The following is a 20,681-nucleotide window of genomic DNA, read 5'->3' on the forward strand; positions in this document are numbered from 1 at the left end:
AAGCTCGCCCGCCAAAATGCGGGCACCAAGACGGTCGTGATGGGCTGCTACGCGACCCGCGATCCTGAAGCCGTCGCACAGCTCCCCGGCGTGTTCGAGGTCGTCACCGACAAGCGCGAACTGCCCGACGTCTTCGAACGCCTCGGTATCGGCGACCTGCTCGCCACCTATGCCGAAGGTTCCAACAACGAAGTTCGCTATCGCACTTGGACTTCCGGAGGCGGATGGTCATCCGAGTCACTCGGCCCCAATCCGGGCAGCATGAGTTCGATGACCCTCAGCAGCGATCCGGGTGGCGATCAATTAATGCTCGCCGTCTTGGAGGACAACGGTGATGTCCACTTCGTCGAGTGGGACGGCGGCGCCTGGGGCGACCGAGAGGAATTAGAATCGAACGCCACATCGACTCAATTGCAGCCCTACCTGTTCGTCTATGACCAAGGGGTCGAATTAGACACTGCCGGCAGCAGTTTCTGGTTCTCAACCGATGGAGACGAGAACAATCCCGGTACGGACGGCGTCAATTCAATTTCCAAGGGCGGCGTGCTGCGGTTCGGTGATCCAGATTTAAATCTTGAACCGAATGGCGGCACCACCGACGGCACCTTCTCCCACGTCTTCGATCTTGACGACTTCGCCGACGATGGCGATGCCAATATTAACGGTCTGCACTACGTCTCACGCGATATCACGATCGGCAGCGGCGGCAACACTTTTGATTTGCAGACCGGAGATATCCTCTTTAGTACGAAGGATGACGAAGACGTCACGGGTAACAACACCCTGGCGTTTACGAAAGACGAAATCATCCTCTTCCGGCCTGATACGGTCGGCGACTTTGGCAGCGGTACTTTTACCCTTTTGGTTGACGACCTTTCATTAATTACGGGTGAAAACGAAACCCGCGGCCTCTCGCTTGTCGAGACGGACACGGTCGTCGGTGATGCGACGTTGACAGCCGGAAGCTTCCTGGTCAGCACGAACGGCGGAGCGGCCGAGAAGGATGTCCGGCTCTTAACGCTGACCGGTGTCGGCGCGGGTTCGACCAGCGGGTCGATCGACACCTTAATTGAGGGTGACGATATCGACCAGGGTGAAAAAATTTATGGTATTGAGTTGATCGAGTCCGGTATAACACTGGGTGGGACGACGCTTTCGGGCGGTCAGATTCTTTTGACGATTGAGAAAAGCGATAGCAGTGTTGGCGATAATGCGATTTTAGTTGGTGACCATGATGTGTTCGCCCTCACTGTCTCGAATACAACTCTCGTTTCCGGTGTCGGAAATACCGCTGCTGATGCAACCTTAATTGTTGACGGCGACGACGTCGGTCTCGACAGCGGTTCCGAGAAGTTAGATGCGTTGGCGTTGGTCAGCACAAACCAGCCGCCCGTCATCGATCTACCCGGAGGTTCGCTCGCCTTCTCAGAGGGCGACGGTCCAAGCATTATTGACGCCACTGCCACACTCTCCGACCCGGACAGTGTCGACTTCGACACCGGGACACTCACTGTCGATTTCGCAGCCAATGGCACCTCGAATGATCGGCTTTCGATTAATAATGAGGGCACGGGATTCGGGCAGATCGGCGTCAGTGGCAGCGATGTGACCTATAGTGGCACGGTGATCGGTACGTTTGCCGGCGGGACCGATGGGTCGACGCCGCTGGTGATCACGCTTGATTCCGACGCGGATCAGGCAGCCGCTCAGGCACTCGTCCGCAATATTACTTTCGACAACGTTTCGAACACTCCCGACACGACAGCACGCACCGTTCGCTTCCTGATGGCCGATGGCGACGGCGCGGTCAGCCAGGCAGTCACCACAACGATTAACGTAACACCGGTCAACGATGCCCCGGTAAACACCGTCCCCGGGACGCAGACGGTTTCCGAAGAATTTACCACGATCATCAGTGGCATCTCGGTCAGCGATGTCGATGCCGGTGGCGGGACATTGACGACGCGTCTTCAAGTCAGCAGCGGCGTATTGAACGTCACGTTTTCCGGTTCAGCCACGATCTCTGCGGGAGCCGTTGGCACCGATGACCTGACGATTTCCGGCAGCCTAGCCGATCTTAATAACACGCTGTCAACTCTGACTTACACAGGGAACACGGAAGTTACCGGCACCGCGGCTGACACTTTAACGGTCACCACCAACGACGGCGGCAACACCGGCTCGGGCGGTGCTCAAATCGATGTCGATACCGTCCAGATCGATATTACCGCAGTCAACGACCCGCCGGTACTAACGATGCCGGGCACTCAGACGGTCAATGAAGAGACGTCGACGGCCATCAACGGCATCTCGGTCAGCGATGCCGACGCCGGCAGCTCCGACATCACTGCCCGGCTGCAGGTCAGCAGCGGCGTCTTGAACGTCACCCTTTCCGGCGGGACGACGATCGACTCTGGCGCCGACGGCACCGACGACGTCACGCTTCGCGGCAGCGTCACCGACATCAATGCCACCCTTGCATCGCTGACCTATACCGGCGGCACCGACGTGACGGGCACCGCGGCCGACACGCTGACCGTTACCGTCAACGATCAGGGCAACACCGGCTCGGGCGGTGCGCAGCTGGACATCGAAACCGTTCAGATCGATATCACCGCTAAGAGCTCGGATATCACGACCGGGCTCGTCGGGCATTACGAGTTCGATGAGGGCAGCGGCTCGAACGCCAGCGATTCGACGGGCAATCAGGACGGCACACTGTCGACGAACGATGCGCCTCAGTGGGAAGGGAGTGAAGCCGTCGGAACCGAAGCGATCGAATTCGACGGCGACAGCACGAACCAGAACTCCTATGTCGAAATCGCCGACAACGCCGCCCAGGATTTCGGCAGCGGAGAGTTCAGTGTCGCCTTCTGGTATCAGGCCGATGCGAACCCGACCGAGATCGGGCACGTCATCGGTGATTTCTACACGAGTGGCGATTCCGGATTCGCCGTCTGGGCCTACACCAGCGGCAGTTTTCAGGTGATCGTTTCGGACGGCAGTGCCTTCGCGGGCCCCCTGGATGGTGAGTTCGATGGCGAATGGCACCACGTCGCGATCGTCCAGACCGCCAGCGAAATCGTGGCCTATCACGACGGCGTCGAGCAGAACCGCTGGAACCACTCTCCGGTCGCGGTCGATTCGAGCAACGACCTGCGGATCGGTGCCGTCAGCGAGACCGAACGGGACTTCGACGGCGCCGTCGACGACGTCCGGCTCTACAACCGCGTCCTGTGGGCCGAGGACGTCCAAGAGCTCTACCTGATGAACCCGTCCGAGACGACGGTCACGAACACGAACGATTCCGGGGCCGGGTCGCTGCGGCAGGCGATAATCAACGCGAACGCAAATCCCGGCGCGGACGTGATCGACTTTCACATCCCTGGGAGTGGCTCGCATGTGATCTACCTCGATTCGGCGCTGCCGTTGATTACCGATGAGGTCACGATCGACGCCACGACGGAAGCCGATTTCCTCCCCGGCGGCGTCATCGTCACGATCGACGGAACCTCGGCCGGGGGCTCCGCGGATGGCCTTAACTTCAATACGGGCAGCGACGGAAGCGCGCTCTACGGGCTCGGCATTCAGAATTTCGACAACCCCGCGGTCCGCGTCGCGGACACCTCCGACATCACGATCGGCGGCGTCGACGCCGGCAACCAGATCATCAATAACGAGGACTGGGGCATCCTGATCGCCTGGGGGGCCAGCGACGTCGATGTCATCGGCAATGCCATCGGCACCGATTTCTCAGGCACCGCCGTCCTCGGCAACGGCGAAGGCATCACCGTCGGCAACGCGAATGACATCACGGTCGGCGGGCTCAACGTCGGCGAAGGCAACTTCATCGCTCACAACGCAGACGCCGGCATCGACATCCTCAGCAGTGCCGGCAACGACATTACGATCCTCGGCAACGCGATCTGGGGCAACGCCAACCTCGGGATCGACATCGGCTCGGACGGGGTCAGCTCCAACGATTCCGGAGACGGCGACGGCGGGCCGAACGGTACCCAAAACTTCCCCGTCCTATCGGCAGCGGTGACCAATGACGGTTCCACGATCGAAATCTCCGGTTCGCTGAACTCGAACGCTTCGACCGACTACCGCATCGAATTCTTCGCCAGCGCCGCCGGCGACGGGACGGGCCACGGCGAAGGGCGGACCTACCTCGGCTATACCGACGTGAGCACGGACGGCTCCGGGGACGCGACCTTCAACGTCGGCCTCTCCGCAGACGTCAGCCCGGGCGAGGTGATCACCGCCACCGCGACCGTCGACAACGGCAGCGGCGATTACGGCGACACCTCCGAGTTCGCCTCCAACGTCACGGCCACGATCGCGGGCGTGATCACCGTCACCACCACCAGCGATGTATCGGACGGCGATACATCCAGTATCGCGGCGCTCCTCGGCAACCGCGGGGCCGACGGCCTGATCTCCCTCCGCGAGGCGATTCTCGCGGCTAACAGCACGACCAACGGAGCCACGCCGGACGAGATTCGCTTCGATATCGCCGGGAGCGGGCCGCACACCATCGCGATCGACAACGCCTCGGTCCTTCCCGTCATCACGGACGAGGTGATCATCGACGGTTGGTCCGAGCCCGACTTCGCCGGAACCCCCGTGATCGAGCTCGACGGCTCCGCGACGACGGGCGGCATTATCGGACTCCGCGTCGACGGAGCGGACTCGGTGATCCGCGGACTCGTGATTCACAGCTTCGCCTACACCGGGGTCCGCGTCGACGCCTCGGGGACCACGTGGCATGGTAACTTCATCGGGACCGACGTGACCGGCACGCTCGATCGCGGCAACGGTTATGAAGGGATGGAAGTCACCGCCGCCGCCGACAACACTCAGATCGGCGGGACCGGGGCCAATGAAGGCAACATCATCTCCGGGAACAGCTACACCGGGCTGAGCATCGCCGCGGACAACGTCGTCGTCGAAGGCAACCGCATCGGCGTGAATCTGGCCGGCGATGCTGTCATCAGCAACGACTACAAGGGCATCGACGTCTACGGGAACAGCGTCACGATCGGCGGTGCCGTCGCGGCCGCCGCGAACGTCATCGGTGGCAGCAACCAGAACGCCATCTCACTGGGCGGCGGCAGCGGCCACGTCGTCCAGGGGAACTTCATCGGCACCGATCCGACCGGCACGATCAATCTCGGAAACAACGGGCACGGGATCGGGGTCTCCAACAACACCACCGCGACTTTGATCGGGGGCACCGGGGCGGGCGAGGGCAACACGATCGCGTTCAACGACGACGACGGCATCTATGTCACGAGCAATTTGACGAGCGGCGTCTCGATCCTCGGTAACGCGATCTACGGCAACAACGAACTCGCGATCGACCTGTTTGCGAATGGCGTCAATCCGAACGACCTCGGCGACGGCGACACCGGCCCGAACGGACTGCAGAACTACCCCGTCCTCGCGACCGCGATGACCGATGGGGGATCGACCGTCGACCTCACGGGGTCCCTCAATTCCACCGCCTCGACCGATTTCCGCATCGAGTTCTTCGCCAGCGCCGCCGGCGACGGATCCGGTCACGGCGAGGCCGAACGCTACCTCGGCTTCGTCAACGTAACGACCGATGCTTCCGGGAACGCCAGCTTCAACACCAGCCTGGCGGCATCGGTCGCTGTGGGAGAAGTCCTCACCGCGTCCGCGACCGTCGACCTCGGCAGCGGCAACTACGGCGACACTTCTGAACTCGCCGCCAACGTCACCGCGACCTCGTCGTCCAACGTCGCCCCGACGATCACCGACCTCGCCGGCGACACGCTCAACTTCGCCGAAGATGACGGGCCCTCGCCCGTCGATCAGGGCGGTGATGCCCAGATCACCGACGCCGACTCTTCCGACTTCGGTGGCGGACAATTGAGCGTCAGCATCGTTGCCGGGGCCGTCCCGGGCGAGGACGAACTCGGCATCCTCGATCTGGGGATGGGCGCCGGTCAGGTCGGTGTCTCGGGGTCTAATGTCTACTACGGCGGCACGCTCGTGGGCACGCTCGCCGGCGGGACGGGCGGCACGCCCCTGACGGTCGCCTTCAACAGCATGGCGAGCCCCGCGGCCGCGACCGCCATCCTGCAGAACGTCACCTACAACAATAATGACTCCGCGACGCCCACATCGGGGGCCCGCACCCTGCGGTTCGTCGTCGAAGATGGGGACGGAGGGACCAGCGCCGACTACGACGCCACCGTCAACGTCGCCGCCCACAACGATGCGCCCGTCCTCACGGTCCCGGGCACTCAGAGCGTCGCGGAAGAAACGGCCGCGGGCATCACCGGGATCTCGGTCAGCGATGTCGACGCCAGCGGCGGCCAGATCACGACGCGGCTGCAAGTCGGCTCGGGCGTCCTTAACGTCACGACGTGGGGTGGCGCAACGATTAGCGCCGGTTCGAACGGCACGAATGACCTGACGATCCTCGGAACCATCGCGGACGTGAATCAGACACTGGCCTCGCTCAGCTACACGGGCGGGACCGATGTGACCGGAACCGACGCCGACACGCTGACGGTGACCGTGGACGATCAAGGAAACTTCGGGGCGGGCGGGGCACGGCAGGATGTCGAAACCGTTCAGATCGACATCGTCAATGTGAACGACGCTCCGTCCGGGAGCGATAGCACAGTCACGACCGATGAGGAGACCGACTACGTCTTCTCCGCCAGTGACTTCGGGTTCAGTGACACCGATGGGGATGCGTTGGCCGGTGTTGTCATCAGCACGCTGCCCGCGAACGGGACACTCTATCTGGATGCCGACGCAGACGGGCAGGTCGACGCCGGGGAAGCGGTCGTGGCCACGGATGAGGTCTCGGTCGCCGATCTCACTGCCGGGCAACTGAAGTTCAAGCCGGCCGCCAATGGCAACGGCGTCGGCTATGACGCCTTTACATTTCGAGTCCGGGACGACGGTGGAACGGCTGGTGGGGGGGTCGATATCGCCCCGAGTGCCGCAACGATGACCATCGACGTCAACCCGATCGACGACCCGCCGAACCTGGCGTTCGGTGAAGGGAACAAGACCTACGCCGAAAATGCCGCCCCCACGATCCTCGACGGTTCCCTCACGGTCGCCGATCCCGATGGCCTCGACTTCGACGGCGGAAGACTGGTCGTCTCCGTGAGCTCCGGCGGCTCCGGCGACGACCGCATCGGAATGGTCGCCGGAGGATCGGTCACGATCAATTCGGGCCTTCGAGAGATCTACCACGGTGGAACGCTGGTCGGCACCTGGACCGGCAGCGGTGCCCCGTTTGAGGTAACCTTCAATGCGAACGCGGACGTCGGCATTGTGCAGGACGTCGCCCGCCAAGTCGGTTTCTGGAACAACTCTGACGATCCGTCGACGGCTGTTCGCAACGTGCAGTTCCGCGTCTTCGATGCGGAAGGCAATTCCAGCAACGTCGTGTCGAAGACAGTCTCGGTCGCCGCGAGCAATGACGCTCCAGAGGTCGACCTGGACGCCAATGACAGCAACTCACCCGGACTCGACTACGCGGCCGACTTTACGCATGGGGCCGGGCCGGTCGCGATCACGGATGTCGACGCACTGATCGACGACGTCGACGGGGTGATCCAAACGCTGACCGTGGAAATCTCTAACCTCCAGGACGGCGTCGACGAAGTGCTCGGCTGGACGCTGCCGGGAACGATCTCGTCGTCCTACCAAGCCTCCCTTGGCCGAGTCGTCTTCACCAACGGAGGTTCGGCGACGAACGCCGACTTCGAGGACTTGCTCCGCTCATTGAGCTACGACAACGCCGCGTCGTTGCCGGACGTGACCGCGCGAACGATTACGATCGTTGCCAATGACGGAGTTGCGGATAGTCTCACGGCGACCGCCACCGTCACCTTCGCCGGCGACGCCACGCCACCGTCGGTGGTCGCGAACGGGGGACAGACCGTCACGGAAGGCCAAACTGTCGGCATCGGCTCAGCGGACCTGGAGTACGCCGATACGCAAGGTCCCGCGGCGACCCGCTATTCCGTCACGAGCACGCCGGCCGACGGACGGCTCGAATTCACGGACAACCCGGGCGTTGCGGTGACGTCATTCACCCAAGCCGATATCAATTCCGCCCGCTTGCAGTACGTGCATGACGGGAGCGAGTTCACGTCAGATAGCTTCGCGTTCCAGGTCGACGACGGCCTCGGGAACGTGACTGCTATCCAGGCCTTCAATCTGGTGGTCTCTCCCGTGAACGATGCTCCGGTACTAACGATGTCGGGCACTCAGACGGTCAACGAAGAGATGCCGACGAGTCTGAGCGGGATTTCGGTCAGCGATGCCGACGCCGGCGGCTCCGACATCACCGCCCGATTGCAGGTCAGCAGCGGCGTCTTGAACGTCACCCTCGCTGGCGGGACGACGATCGACTCTGGCGCCGACGGCACCGACGACGTCACGCTTCGCGGCAGTGTCACCGACATCAACGCCACCCTTGCATCGCTGACCTACACCGGCGGCACCGACGTGACGGGCACCGCGGCCGACACGCTGACCGTTACCGTCAACGATCAGGGCAACACCGGCTCGGGCGGGGCACAGTCCGATGTTGACACCGTGCAAATTGACATTACAGCGGTCAATGACGCCCCTGTTAATACCGTGCCGGGCACGCAGTCCGTAGTCGAAGAGACAACCACGGCGATCAGCGGTATCTCCGTTAACGACGTTGATGCGGGGGGCGGATCTGCGAGCACGCGACTTCAAGTCGTCGACGGTGTGTTAAGCGTCACGCTGTCGGGATCAGCGACGATCTCGGCGGGTGGCAATGGATCAAATGATCTTACGATCACGGGCAATCTGACCGACCTTAACTCGACCCTGGCGACTCTGACTTACACCGGCAATACCGATGTCACGGGCACCGCCGCCGATACCTTAACCGTCACCACTAACGACGGCGGCAATACCGGCTCGGGCGGGGCTCAAAGTGACATTGACACCGTGCAGATCGACATCACGGCCGTCAACGACGCTCCGGTTAATGCAGTGCCCGGGACTCAGATCGTCGACGAGGAAACGACGACCGCCATCAGCGGCATCTCGGTCAGCGATGTCGATGCGGGGACCGGGACGGTCTCGACGCGTCTTCAAGTCGGCAGCGGCGTATTAAACGTATCGCTCTCGGGTGGGGCGACGATCTCATCCGGCAGCAATGGTTCGGGCGACCTCACAATCTCCGGCAACCTGACGGACCTTAATGCGGTCCTCGCCAGCTTAACCTATACAGGCAACGCCGATGTCACCGGTACCGCCGCCGATACCTTAACAGTCACCACGAACGACGGCGGCAATACGGGCTCGGGCGGGGCGCTAAGTGACGTCGATGCCGTGCAAATTAATATCAGTGCCGTCAACGATACGCCGGTAAATACGGTGCCGGGGACTCAGACGGTTGTCGAAGAAGCGACAACCCCAATTAGCGGCATCTCGATCGCCGACGTCGATGCCGGTAGCGGCACCCTCATGACGCGTCTTCAAGTCGGCAACGGCATCCTCAACGTAACACTTTCCGGCTCGGCGACAATCACGGCCGGGGCTGATGGGACGGGTGACCTCACCATTTCAGGCAGCTTGACCGATCTTAATAATACCCTCTCCAGCCTGACCTATACCGGAAACGCCGATATCGTCGGCACCGCCGCCGATACGCTCACCGTCACCACGAACGATGGCGGCAACACCGGCTCCGGCGGTGCTCAGTCGGATGTCGACGCGGTCCAAATTAATATCACCGCGGTGAACGACGCTCCGGTGAATACGGTGCCGGGAACGCAGGCCGTTGCCGAAGAGACGGCAACATCGATCAGCGGCATTTCGGTGGCCGATGTCGACGCTGCTTCCGGCACCCTCACGACTCAACTCCAAGTCAGCAACGGCACGTTAAACGTGTCCCTCTCGGGTTCAGCCACGATTTCTGCCGGCAGCAACGGCTCGAATGACCTGACGATTTCCGGCAGTCTAGCCGACCTAAACGCCACGCTCGCCAGTCTCATTTATACCGGCAACGTTGATGTCGTCGGAACAGCGGCGGACACGCTCACGGTGACCACCAATGACGGGGGCAACTCGGGCAGCGGTGGCGCACTCTCCGATGTCGACACCGTGCAAATCGATGTGACCACGGTCAATGATGCCCCGGTCAACACGGTGCCCGGCACACAATCGGTCGCCGAAGAAACGACAACGGCCATCAGCGGAATTTCCGTTAGTGATGTCGACGCCGGAGGGGGCGCTTTATCAACAAGACTTCAAGTCGGCAGCGGTATCTTAAACATTACGCTCTCGGGCGGAGCTACGATCTCGTCCGGCAGCAACGGTTCGAACGATCTGACGATCTCCGGCAACCTGACCGATCTTAATAATACGCTCGCCAGCCTGACCTACACGGGAAATACCGACGTCACCGGCACGGCTGCCGATACGCTGACCGTCACGACCAATGACGGAGGCAACACCGGCTCAGGCGGTGCTCAAAGCGATGTCGATAGCGTCCAGATTAATATTAATGCGATAAATGATGCCCCGGTGAACACAGTTCCGGGCACGCAGGCTGTCGCAGAAGAGACCACAACGACGATCAGCGGAATTTCCGTTAGTGACGTCGATGCGGGAGGCGGGACCCTTAACACACGATTGCAGGTCTCAAATGGTATCTTAAACGTCACGCTCTCTGGCTCAGCGACGATAACGGCAGGGGCTGATGGAACGGGTGATCTGACCATTGCGGGGAACCTGGCCGACCTGAACGCAACCTTGGGGAGTCTGACCTACACCGGCGATATCAATGTCGTGGGAGCAGCGGCTGATTCCCTGACCGTCACTACGACCGACGGGGGAAATACAGGAACGGGCGGCGTACTCAGTGACGCCGACACAGTCCAGATCGATATTACCGCTGTGAACGATGCGCCCGACAACACGGTGCCGGGCACGCAGACGATTGCGGAAGAGACATCGACCGCGATCAGCGGTATTTCCGTCACCGACGTGGATGCGGGCAGCGGCTCTTTGACAACTCGTCTTCAGGTTTCCAGCGGCGTCCTAAATATAACGCTCTCGGGTTCAGCCACGATCTCTGCGGGAGCCAATGGCAGCGGCGACTTGACGATCTCCGGCAGCCTTGCCGATCTCAACGCGACATTGGCGAGCTTGACTTACACCGGCAACACCGATGTCACCGGCACGGCGGCCGATACACTGACCGTTACCACAAATGACGGCGGCAACACCGGCTCGGGAGTCGCTCAGTCCGACGTCGATGCGGTTCAGATTGACATCACGGCCGTGAACGATGCTCCGGTGAACACCGTACCGGGGACGCAGACCGTTACGGAGGAGACAAGCACGGCGATCAGCGGTATCTCTGTCAACGATATTGATGCAGGTAGTGGGACATTAACGACGCGTCTTCAAGTCAGTAATGGCGTCTTAAACGTCACACTCTCAGGTTCCGCGACGATCTCAGCGGGATCCGATGGAAGTGGTGATCTGACGATCTCCGGCGGCTTGGTTGACCTTAATAATACATTGGCGACGCTGACTTACACCGGCAACACCGATGTGGTGGGCACCGCGGCAGACACGCTGACCGTGACCACGAACGACGGCGGCAACACGGGCTCGGGCGGTGCCTTAAGCGACGTCGACACGGTCCAGGTCGATATCACGGCGATTAATGACGCACCAGTGAATACCGTGCCGGGCACACAAACGGTTGCCGAAGAAACGGCAACGGCCATCAGCGGCATCTCGGTCAGCGACGTCGATGCCGGGAGCGGGGCGTTAACGACACGCCTTCAAGTCAGCAGCGGCGTCTTAAACGTGACGCTGTCGGGATCAGCCACGATCTCCGCGGGAGCCGATGGGACCGGTGACCTCACGATATCAGGCAGCTTGGCCGATCTTAATAACACGCTGGCAGCGCTCACATACACCGGCAGCACCGATGTCTATGGGACCGCGGCAGACACGCTGACCATGACCACCAACGATGGCGGCAACACCGGCTCGGGTGGTGCTCAGTCCGATGTCGATACGGTTCAGATCGATATTACGGCGGTGAACGATACGCCGGTCGTCTCCGGGCCGGGTGGCGCATTAAACGCTACCGAGCAGGTCGGGCGGAGCATTCACGGGACTGGCTTTGGCGTTAGCGATGTTGATGCGGCCTCCGGCACGGCGACGGCAACCTTTACGGTCGGTGAAGGCATTTTCTCGATCACCGCGGGAGACTCCGGTGTTTCCGTCGGCGGTGACAACGGGACGGGGACGGTGACTTTCACCGGATCGGTCGCGCAATTAGATGCCCTCTTAACGGGGGCCTCAACCGGTACGATTACCTACACAAACACCAGCGACACGCCGAGCGCCTCCACAACACTTGTCCTAACCGTAAATGACGGCGGCAACACCGGAGCCGATCCCGGCCTAACCGCCGATGCGGCGAGTGAAGAAGATTCCGCAAGCGTCACCTTGAATATCACTGCCGTCAATGACAATCCGATGAATGCCGGTTCTCTTCCGGCAAGCATTGCGGTGACCGAAGATATCTCCAGCGATGTGGACCTATCGCTGATCGACCTATCGGATGTCGATGCCGCCGGTGGCAGTCTCACGTTGACGCTCGGCACATCAACGGGCGGGTTGCTCTCAGCAACTTCGGCTGGCGGCGTTCTTGTTGGTGGAAGCGGGAGTGATTCGCTGACCCTCACCGGAACGCAAGCAAATCTTAATAGCTTTCTAAATGTCGCAAGCAACGTGCGATACCTGCACGGCACGCCCGGCACCAACGGGGTTAATGCGGACACGATTGAAGTCGAGGTGTCCGATAACGGCAATACGGGCGGCGGCGGGGGAGGCACTCTGCTGTTCGGCACCGTTAATGTCAATATCGGTGCTGTGAATGATGCCCCGGTCAACACAATTCCCGGAACTCAGGTCGTCGGAGAGGAGACTCCGACGGCGATCAGCGGCGTTTCCGTTGCGGACGTCGACGCCGGAAGCGGGGCCCTATCAACAAGGCTTCAAGTCAGCAGCGGCGTCTTAAACATCTCACTCTCAGGAAGCGCCACGATCTCGTCCGGCAGCAATGGTTCGAGTGATTTGACGGTCTCCGGAAATCTCACGGATATTAACAATACTCTTTCAAGCCTTACTTATACAGGAAATGCCGACATCACTGGAGCCGCCGCCGATATGCTTACCGTTTCAACCAACGACGGGGGTAACACTGGTAGCGGCGGAGTTATGAGTGACGTCGATTCCGTGCAAATCAACATCACACCCGTCAATGACACGCCGGTCGTGACGGGCCCCGGAAGTGCTCTGAATGCGATCGAACAGGTGGGGCTGTCGCTCGAAGGCAAAGGCTTCGGCGTCAGCGACGTCGACGCTGCTTCCGGTGAGGCGATCGCAACATTCGCCGTGGGTGAAGGGGTAATCTCAATTGAAACGGGCAACTCCGGTGTCGCGGTCATCGGGGGCAACGGGACCGGATCGGTGCTGTTCTCCGGCACGGTTTCGCAATTAAATGCGTTATTGACCGGCGGAACGACGGGCACGATCATCTATACAAACCCGAGCGATACGCCGGGCATTTCGACAACGGTGACTCTAACGGTTAATGATCGCGGCAATACAGGCAGCGACCCCGGACTCACGGGCGGCGCTTCCAGCGAACAGGACTCTGCTTCGGCCGAAATCAATATTACAGCCGTCAATGACGAACCGACGATCACCGGGCCTCTTAGCGTCAGTGTCGGCGAGAGCGAAGCGTTCATGTTCTCGAAGGCACAAGGGAATCAGATCGTCATTTTCGATCCTGATGTTGGAGCGGGAACCCTTAGCGTTACGCTAAGAGCGGTAGATGGGACGCTCACACTGGCAAGCACCTCCGGTCTAACTCTCTTCATCGGTGATGGGGCACAGGATTCGATGATTCGGATGACCGGATCGCTGGCCGCAATCAACAATGCCTTGAACGGGTTGACTTATTATCCATCGAACCTCCTCGGGGGGAGTGACCTTCTCACGATTTCAGTGAGCGATGGTGCGGGAGAAGGGCCGGCAATCAATTCGGCTCAGCTTTCTATTGAAGTTCAAATTCCGAATACGACTGATCCGCTTCTATTTGAAGAGCGTACTCCCGTCGAACTTGAAGACGAGAATATCGCGGAGGATGAAGAAGAACTCGACTTTGAAGCGGTGCCGCAGACTTCGGACGCAAATCAGGACAGCTTAAGTGCGCTGGAAGACCGAGTGCGGGCACGCAATGAGGTCGAGAAGCGGTTCGAAGACCAACGCCGGGACGAACCGAACAATACCCGAGTTCGTGGTCCGGTCTTCACCGAAGTTGAAGTCAATTTGACGTTGGAAGACGGGGTGGCTCCCGAGAAGTTCGATCGCTCTCAAGACGAAGTCCTCAACGAGATCGGTCAGGCTATTCAGCAGCGTCAGACCGCCGAGTTAGACCTCGAAAGCGATCTTCGCGAGTTAGGCCAACAATTGGATCACGTCCATGAGAACCTGCTCACCGAAATTACGTTTCAGTCTCTCATTGTCGGCTCCGTGACGACGGCCAGCATCAGTCTGACCGTCGGTTATGCGATCTGGGCGACCCGGGCCGGAGTTCTCTTCGCGTCGATGCTTTCATCCCTTCCGGCGTGGCAGTCATTTGATCCGTTGCCGGTCCTCGGCGGCGCCGCTGATCCTGGCCGCCGAGAAGGTTCTGAATCTTTGTTGAACATGGTGAATTCTGGTACTTCGGCTCCGCGAGAGATAAAGGCTGACCTGACACCTCCGAATGCTGATCGGGCCGGAAACAGTCCGACCGGACCAGTGACGGGAGGCAACGGATGAAACGCAGTTCAGCAACAATTCGAATTTGCCTCGGCTTAACCGCCATGACAGTGAGCATCGTGATGCTGGCTGTTATCATCGGGCTGGTTCCTGACGGCACGCAGGAGATTTTGCATCGGCGAGCTACTCTCTGCGAGACCATTGCCATTAAGAGCACAATTCTTGTCCGGCACGATGATACGGAAGGCATTAAGGCTGGATTAAAAGCGATTCTCGCCCGCAACCCCGATATGCTGTCGGCCGGTATTCGTCATGCGGACGGGACCCTGCTGGTCGAAGCGGGGCCGCACTCCGCTTACTGGATGGATGCCAAAGCAGATCCGACATCGGGCACCCACATGTCGGTGCCGATTCACTCGGGAGGAGCAGAGTGGGGTGATCTCGAAGCCCGATTCGCCCCCGTCACGAAATCAGGAGGAATCCTCGGCCACGGAGGACGACTCGGTCTGTTCGTTGGTGCGTTGTGCTTTGTGGCGAACTTCTTTTACTTGCGACGCGTGCTGAAACACCTCGACCCGTCAAGGGCAGTCCCTGACCGGGTTCGAGATGCGTTAAATACATTGGCTGAAGGCGTCGTTGTTATCGATTCTGAAGAACGTATCATGTTGGCGAATGAATCATTCAGTCGGGCGTTCGGACTCGGCATTGACAATCTCGTGGGCTGCACGTTGTCAATGCTTTCTTGGACGAAAAAAAACGACCGCCAACCTTTGACGAAATCACCCTGGAGTGATTCCCTTAAGAACGGTACGAAGACCACCGGAGATGTTCTGGAGATGACTTCTCAGGAGGGAGAGGTCCGTACCCTCTTGGTAAATTGCGCGCCGATCTTTAGTGGCAATGGAACAACTCAAGGGGTCTTGGCAAGTTTTGACGACATTACGCCCCTTGAAAAGAAGAAGGCGGAGCTTCGTCAAATGCTCCTGCTTCTGCAGAAATCCAGCGATGAGATTAAGGTGCAGAATGAAGAGTTGGAACGGCTGGCCAATGTCGATCCGTTGACATCATGCCTTAACAGGCGATCTTTCTTTGAGCGATTCGCGAAGCTGTGGAAAATAGCAGAAACGTCCGACGGCTGCATCGCCTGCATTATGCTCGATATCGATCACTTTAAATCGGTGAACGATAACCACGGTCATGCCGTGGGCGACGAGGTCATTAAATCACTCGCAGGGATCGTACATTCAACGATTGGAAAGCACGATCTCGCCTGTCGTTACGGCGGTGAGGAATTCTGTATTGTGATGCCGAATGCGGGAACGGCGGCGGCTGCTGATCTGGCGGAGCGAATCCGCTTTCAGGTGGAGAACACGTCAGTCGAAGGATTAACGATCACATCCAGTTTCGGCGTCGCCTCGCTGGAAATGTCGGTTCCCGATCCCGAGGCACTGGTCGACCTGGCTGATCAAGCTCTATATGCCGCAAAGAAGAGCGGGCGGAATCGAGTTGTCACCGCAGACAATATTGCGACGGTTTCCGTTCAAAGTGAAGATGCTGATCCGCGGTCGGAGGCTGGCGATCAAGCCTCCGCGTCCATTCCATTCGATGCCGTGACCGCGCTATTCTCCGCCCTTGCCTATCGTGATCACGGCACCGCCGAACACAGCCGACGAGTTGCCGATCTCGCTGTCGCTTTAAGTGACGGCCTGATGTCAAGCCGCGAGCGTTATATCCTTGAAGTGGCTGCACTTCTGCATGATATCGGAAAGATCGGGGTTCCCGACGCGATTCTGTTGAAGCCGGGGCCGCTCACGTCTGACGAATGGGAATTAATGCGTGCCCACGATCGGATTGGAACGCAAATTATCGCCACTTCGTTCAAATGTGAGCCGCTCAAAGAGATCGTTCGCACGCACCACGCGTTTTATGGAGATGTCGATCGACAGCCCGGGCTTCCGGTTGGAACAGACATCCCGCTTGGAGCGAGGATCCTTACAATCTGTGATTCCTATGATGCGATCGTTTCCGACCGTGTCTATCGCAAGGCACGCAGCCGCGAAGAGGCGTTTCAAGAGCTTCGGCGTTGTGCCGGGTCTCAATTTGACCCTGTGCTTGTGGAGCGCTTAATTGAAGTGCTGACAGCGGCGTCACCGTCCGGAGAATGTGACGCGCGCACGGCAGCTTCCAGCGAAGCGATTGGCATGGCCAGGCAGGTGGCTCCGTTAATGACCGCCGTGAAAGACAGCGATCTGGAAGGAGTAAGAACGTTTGCCGAGCAGGTCGGATCGTTCGCCAATAAAGAGGGCATGACTGCACTGGCAGATCGAGCGGTGAAGTTGGAGGCGAGCCTCGGGGCCGACTCAGACCTTCTTGAGATGCTCGGCACCGCTCACGAACTTCTGGACCTGTGTAAGACAACCCAACGCAATTGTCTCGACGCGACACGTGAAACGGCGGATGTCGTAGAGTAAGCCGAGAAATTGGTTCCTTAGGAGCAGTTGCCTTAGCCTCGGCGTCATGTTTGTTGGGCGTGTCGTCCGTCCTATCAACGGGAGAACCGTTGTAATTGATACTCTCGCGCCTCCGGCGCTCGCTGCGGCGGAAACGTCTCCGACAGGCCTGTCGATTTCTGTCAACATCCACGCCGTCAGCTATTAATTAACTACAGAACTTCAATTGTCGTCTTTAGGCGACAATTTCCAGCCGGTTTAGACCTCCGCGGAGCAACCTATGGATTTCCTCGTCCATCACATGCTGCGGGCAAGCGCTGCGCGTCACGCGGAGAAGGAAGCGCTGGTCCACGAGTCGCAGCGGCTCTCGTTTGCCGAGTTGAAGACGCGTGTGGACCGCCTTGCCTCATTGCTCGCGGCTGCGTCGCTTCAACCGGGCGATCGAGTCGCGATCGCCTTAGAGCCGTCGGTCGAACAGGTTGTCGCTATTTTTGCGGTTTCTCAGGCACAAGGGGTCTTCGTTCCGATTCACCACAGCCTGAAGGCGGAACAGGTTTCCCATATCATTAATGACTGCGGTGCAACGGCACTCATCACATGTGCAGAGCGCCTTGTCGACCTTGAAGACGTCATCCGCGATGCTTCGTCCTTAAAGTTTGTGGTGAGCGACGATCCGGTTGCGGCTACCGATCTGCCGTGCCCGGTCGTTGATGGTTCGGCGAGTCAGGCATGCTCTGCTCTTGACGTCCCAACGGACCGGGTTAATGAGCGAGACTTGGCAGCCATTCTTTATACTTCCGGATCGACCGGCAAACCCAAGGGGGTCATGCTGAGTCACGCCAACGTCATGGCCGGTGCGAGCATTGTCTCAGAATACCTTTCCATCGAGGCACAAGATCGAATCCTCGCAGTCCTGCCGTTCAGCTTTGATGCCGGACTCAATCAATTGACGACTGCCGTTCAGCAAGGCGCGACGCTCGTATTAAAGTCGTTCCGATTTGCACGCGAGATTGTCAAGACGCTCGAGAGCGAGCAGATCACCGGACTAGCGGGAGTGCCGCCCGTTTGGAATCTGTTAGTTCAACGAAGTTCGCGGCTCGCCGAGACGAGCCTGCCGCGGCTTCGCTATATCACGAATACCGGCGGAGCTCTTTCGCAAACCACTTTGGCTGAACTGCGTCAATCGCTTCCTGACTTGGACATCTTTTTAATGTACGGTCTGACGGAAGCCTTTCGATCCACCTATTTGCCTCCTTCAGAGCTCGACCGGCGTCCCTCTTCAATGGGGCGTGCGATCCCGAACACAACGATCTATGTCCTTCGAGACGACGGTCGCGAGTGCGGTCCCGGCGAGACCGGGGAACTGGTCCATCACGGTCCCACCGTTTCACTCGGCTATTGGGGCCATCCCGAATTGACGGCCCAAGTTCTTCGCCCGCACCCCTTTGCACACCCCGGAATGAGTGACGGAACGAAGGTCTGCTATTCGGGGGACCTTGTGAAGAAAGACGAAGAGGGATTTCTTTACTTTGTCAGCCGACGTGACAATCAAATTAAGACCTCTGGCTTCCGTGTCAGTCCCAGTGAGGTTGAGGAAGCGATCTTTCAATCGGGGTTCGTGACGGAAGCTGCCGTCGTGGGACTTCCGGACGAGATGCTCGGGCAACGGATTGCGGCCTTCGTCGTTCTTAACGGTCAAGACGGATCGGCTGCCGATCAGATTAGATCTTTCTGCGCAGACCGCCTACCCCGGCACATGGTGCCCGCCTCCGTTGAGGTGATGCCGTCGTTACCAAAAACAGCGTCCGGCAAAATTAATTATCCCGCCATCCGGCAAATCGGTCTTGGTTCTGAGGCGACTGATCTTGACCGTTCCAAAAACGCGAAGGCAGGTGTGTGATGAGTTCGATCGCCGAAACGGAATCAGCCGCGACGACATTGCAACCTTCCTTATCTCGAAGATTGATCGCTCGCCACTTCGGTAGTTCTGACGATGCGTTATGCTTGGGCGGTGTGTCCGTTGATAAACTTGCGTCGAAGTACGGCACGCCGCTATTCATCTATGACGAATCGGTGATGCTCGAAGCGCTGCAATCGTTAAGGGCGGCGACGGGCGATTCCGTTGATATCTATTACTCAATGAAAGCGAATCCCACGCAGCGGATTCTTAAGCTTTACTGTTCGCATGGGTGCGGCATTGAGATTGCTTCGATCGGAGAACTGGAACAGGCTTTGGCTGCCGGTGTTGATCCGAAGCGAATTCTGTTCGCAGGGCCCGGCAAGCAGTCGCATGAGCTTCGTCGAGCGGCCGAAGTCGGGATTGGGGAAATTCATCTCGAATCACTTCGGGAGGCGGAAGAACTTAATCGCCTTGCGGCTGAGCAAAATCGGACGATTCGAGTCTCATTAAGGATTAATCCCACCGAGTCGGTGCAAGGCGGAGCCATGCGGATGGGCGGGAAGCCGTCTCCGTTCGGGATTCCGGAGGAGGAGTTGGAGGCAGCGGTGCTGCGGATCGAAGCGCTTCCTCACCTGCTGCTGGACGGACTTCACCTCTTTACAGGAACGCAAATTCTGCAGGCTGAGATACTGCTCAAGCAGTACGCTCGGGCTATTGAACTCGCCGGTCGGATTGTTGAACTGACCGGCCGCGCCTTGGGATCGATCGATTTTGGTGGGGGCCTTGGCATTCCCTATTTCGAGCACGAAGGACATCTCGATCTCGAAGTCTTAAGGGAGGGCTTTAAAGACGTTGCTTCGCAGTTGGCCGATCATCCCCTGCTCTACCGGACGCGGATGATTATCGAGCCCGGTCGATTTCTGGTCGGCCCGGCCGGCATCTATTTAAGTCGCGTCATCGATGTAAAGATCTCACGGGGCAAAGAGTTCGTGATTACCGACGGCGGAATGCATCACCACTTAGCCGCGTCCGGCAATCTGGGTCAAACCATTAAGCGTAATTATCCCATCGTGCTCGCGAATCGACTCGGTGAAGCCGAGTCGCAGCGGTACGATGTCGTCGGGCCGCTATGTACTCCGCTCGATACGCTCGGGCGAAATGTCGCACTTCCTGGTGTCCAGCCCGGAGATTTGATTGCGGTTCTGCAATCGGGGGCTTACGGGCGGTCTTCAAGCCCGATGCAGTTTTTAAGTCACCCGTCGCCTGCTGAGGCCTTGGTGTCAGACGGGACAAGTTCGCTAATTCGACATGCTGGCGGTTGGCAGGATCTGATCGGAGAGCAGGTAGTCGATCGCTAGAAGCGATTTCAATACCAGCCGGAGGCGGAAGCCGATGGTTGATCAACCAGCGATTGTCCCGACGGCTTGCGCCTCGGGCTTGTATGCCGGGCGATTCGAAATCGCTTCCAGGGCAGATTCCTGTGATCCGTG

The 20,681-nt window shown here is 59.3% G+C and carries 4 protein-coding genes; all 4 read left to right on the forward strand.

The features are described from left to right. Positions 1-39 precede the first annotated feature (39 nt). Positions 40-14,901, forward strand: coding sequence for a cadherin-like domain-containing protein (locus tag Pan189_RS01335; RefSeq protein WP_145362174.1), 14,862 nt, complete (start codon positions 40-42; stop codon positions 14,899-14,901). Further along, complete coding sequence (locus tag Pan189_RS01340; RefSeq protein ID WP_145362175.1) at positions 14,898-17,312, forward strand: diguanylate cyclase; 2,415 nt, start codon at positions 14,898-14,900, stop codon at positions 17,310-17,312. Before Pan189_RS01335 ends, Pan189_RS01340 begins: the two co-directional genes overlap by 4 nt. Before the next feature lie 259 nt (positions 17,313-17,571). Further along, positions 17,572-19,191: an acyl-CoA ligase (AMP-forming), exosortase A system-associated gene (locus Pan189_RS01345; protein WP_145362176.1), complete on the forward strand. Its 1,620-nt coding sequence runs from the start codon at positions 17,572-17,574 to the stop codon at positions 19,189-19,191. Further along, positions 19,191-20,549, forward strand: a complete 1,359-nt coding sequence (lysA, locus tag Pan189_RS01350) for a diaminopimelate decarboxylase (protein WP_145362177.1) — start codon at positions 19,191-19,193, stop codon at positions 20,547-20,549. Before Pan189_RS01345 ends, lysA begins: the two co-directional genes overlap by 1 nt. Positions 20,550-20,681: the final 132 nt, after the last annotated feature.

The sequence above is a fragment of the Stratiformator vulcanicus genome, from assembly GCF_007744515.1.
Classification (GTDB): Bacteria; Planctomycetota; Planctomycetia; order Planctomycetales; family Planctomycetaceae; genus Stratiformator; species Stratiformator vulcanicus.

Coding starts and splice junctions, on each gene's coding strand:
- Pan189_RS01335 (WP_145362174.1), top strand. CDS start 40: ATGGGCTGCTACGCGACCCGCGATCCTGAAGCCGTCGCACAGCTCCCC.
- Pan189_RS01345 (WP_145362176.1), top strand. CDS start 17,572: ATGGATTTCCTCGTCCATCACATGCTGCGGGCAAGCGCTGCGCGTCAC.
- lysA (WP_145362177.1), top strand. CDS start 19,191: ATGAGTTCGATCGCCGAAACGGAATCAGCCGCGACGACATTGCAACCT.
- Pan189_RS01340 (WP_145362175.1), top strand. CDS start 14,898: ATGAAACGCAGTTCAGCAACAATTCGAATTTGCCTCGGCTTAACCGCC.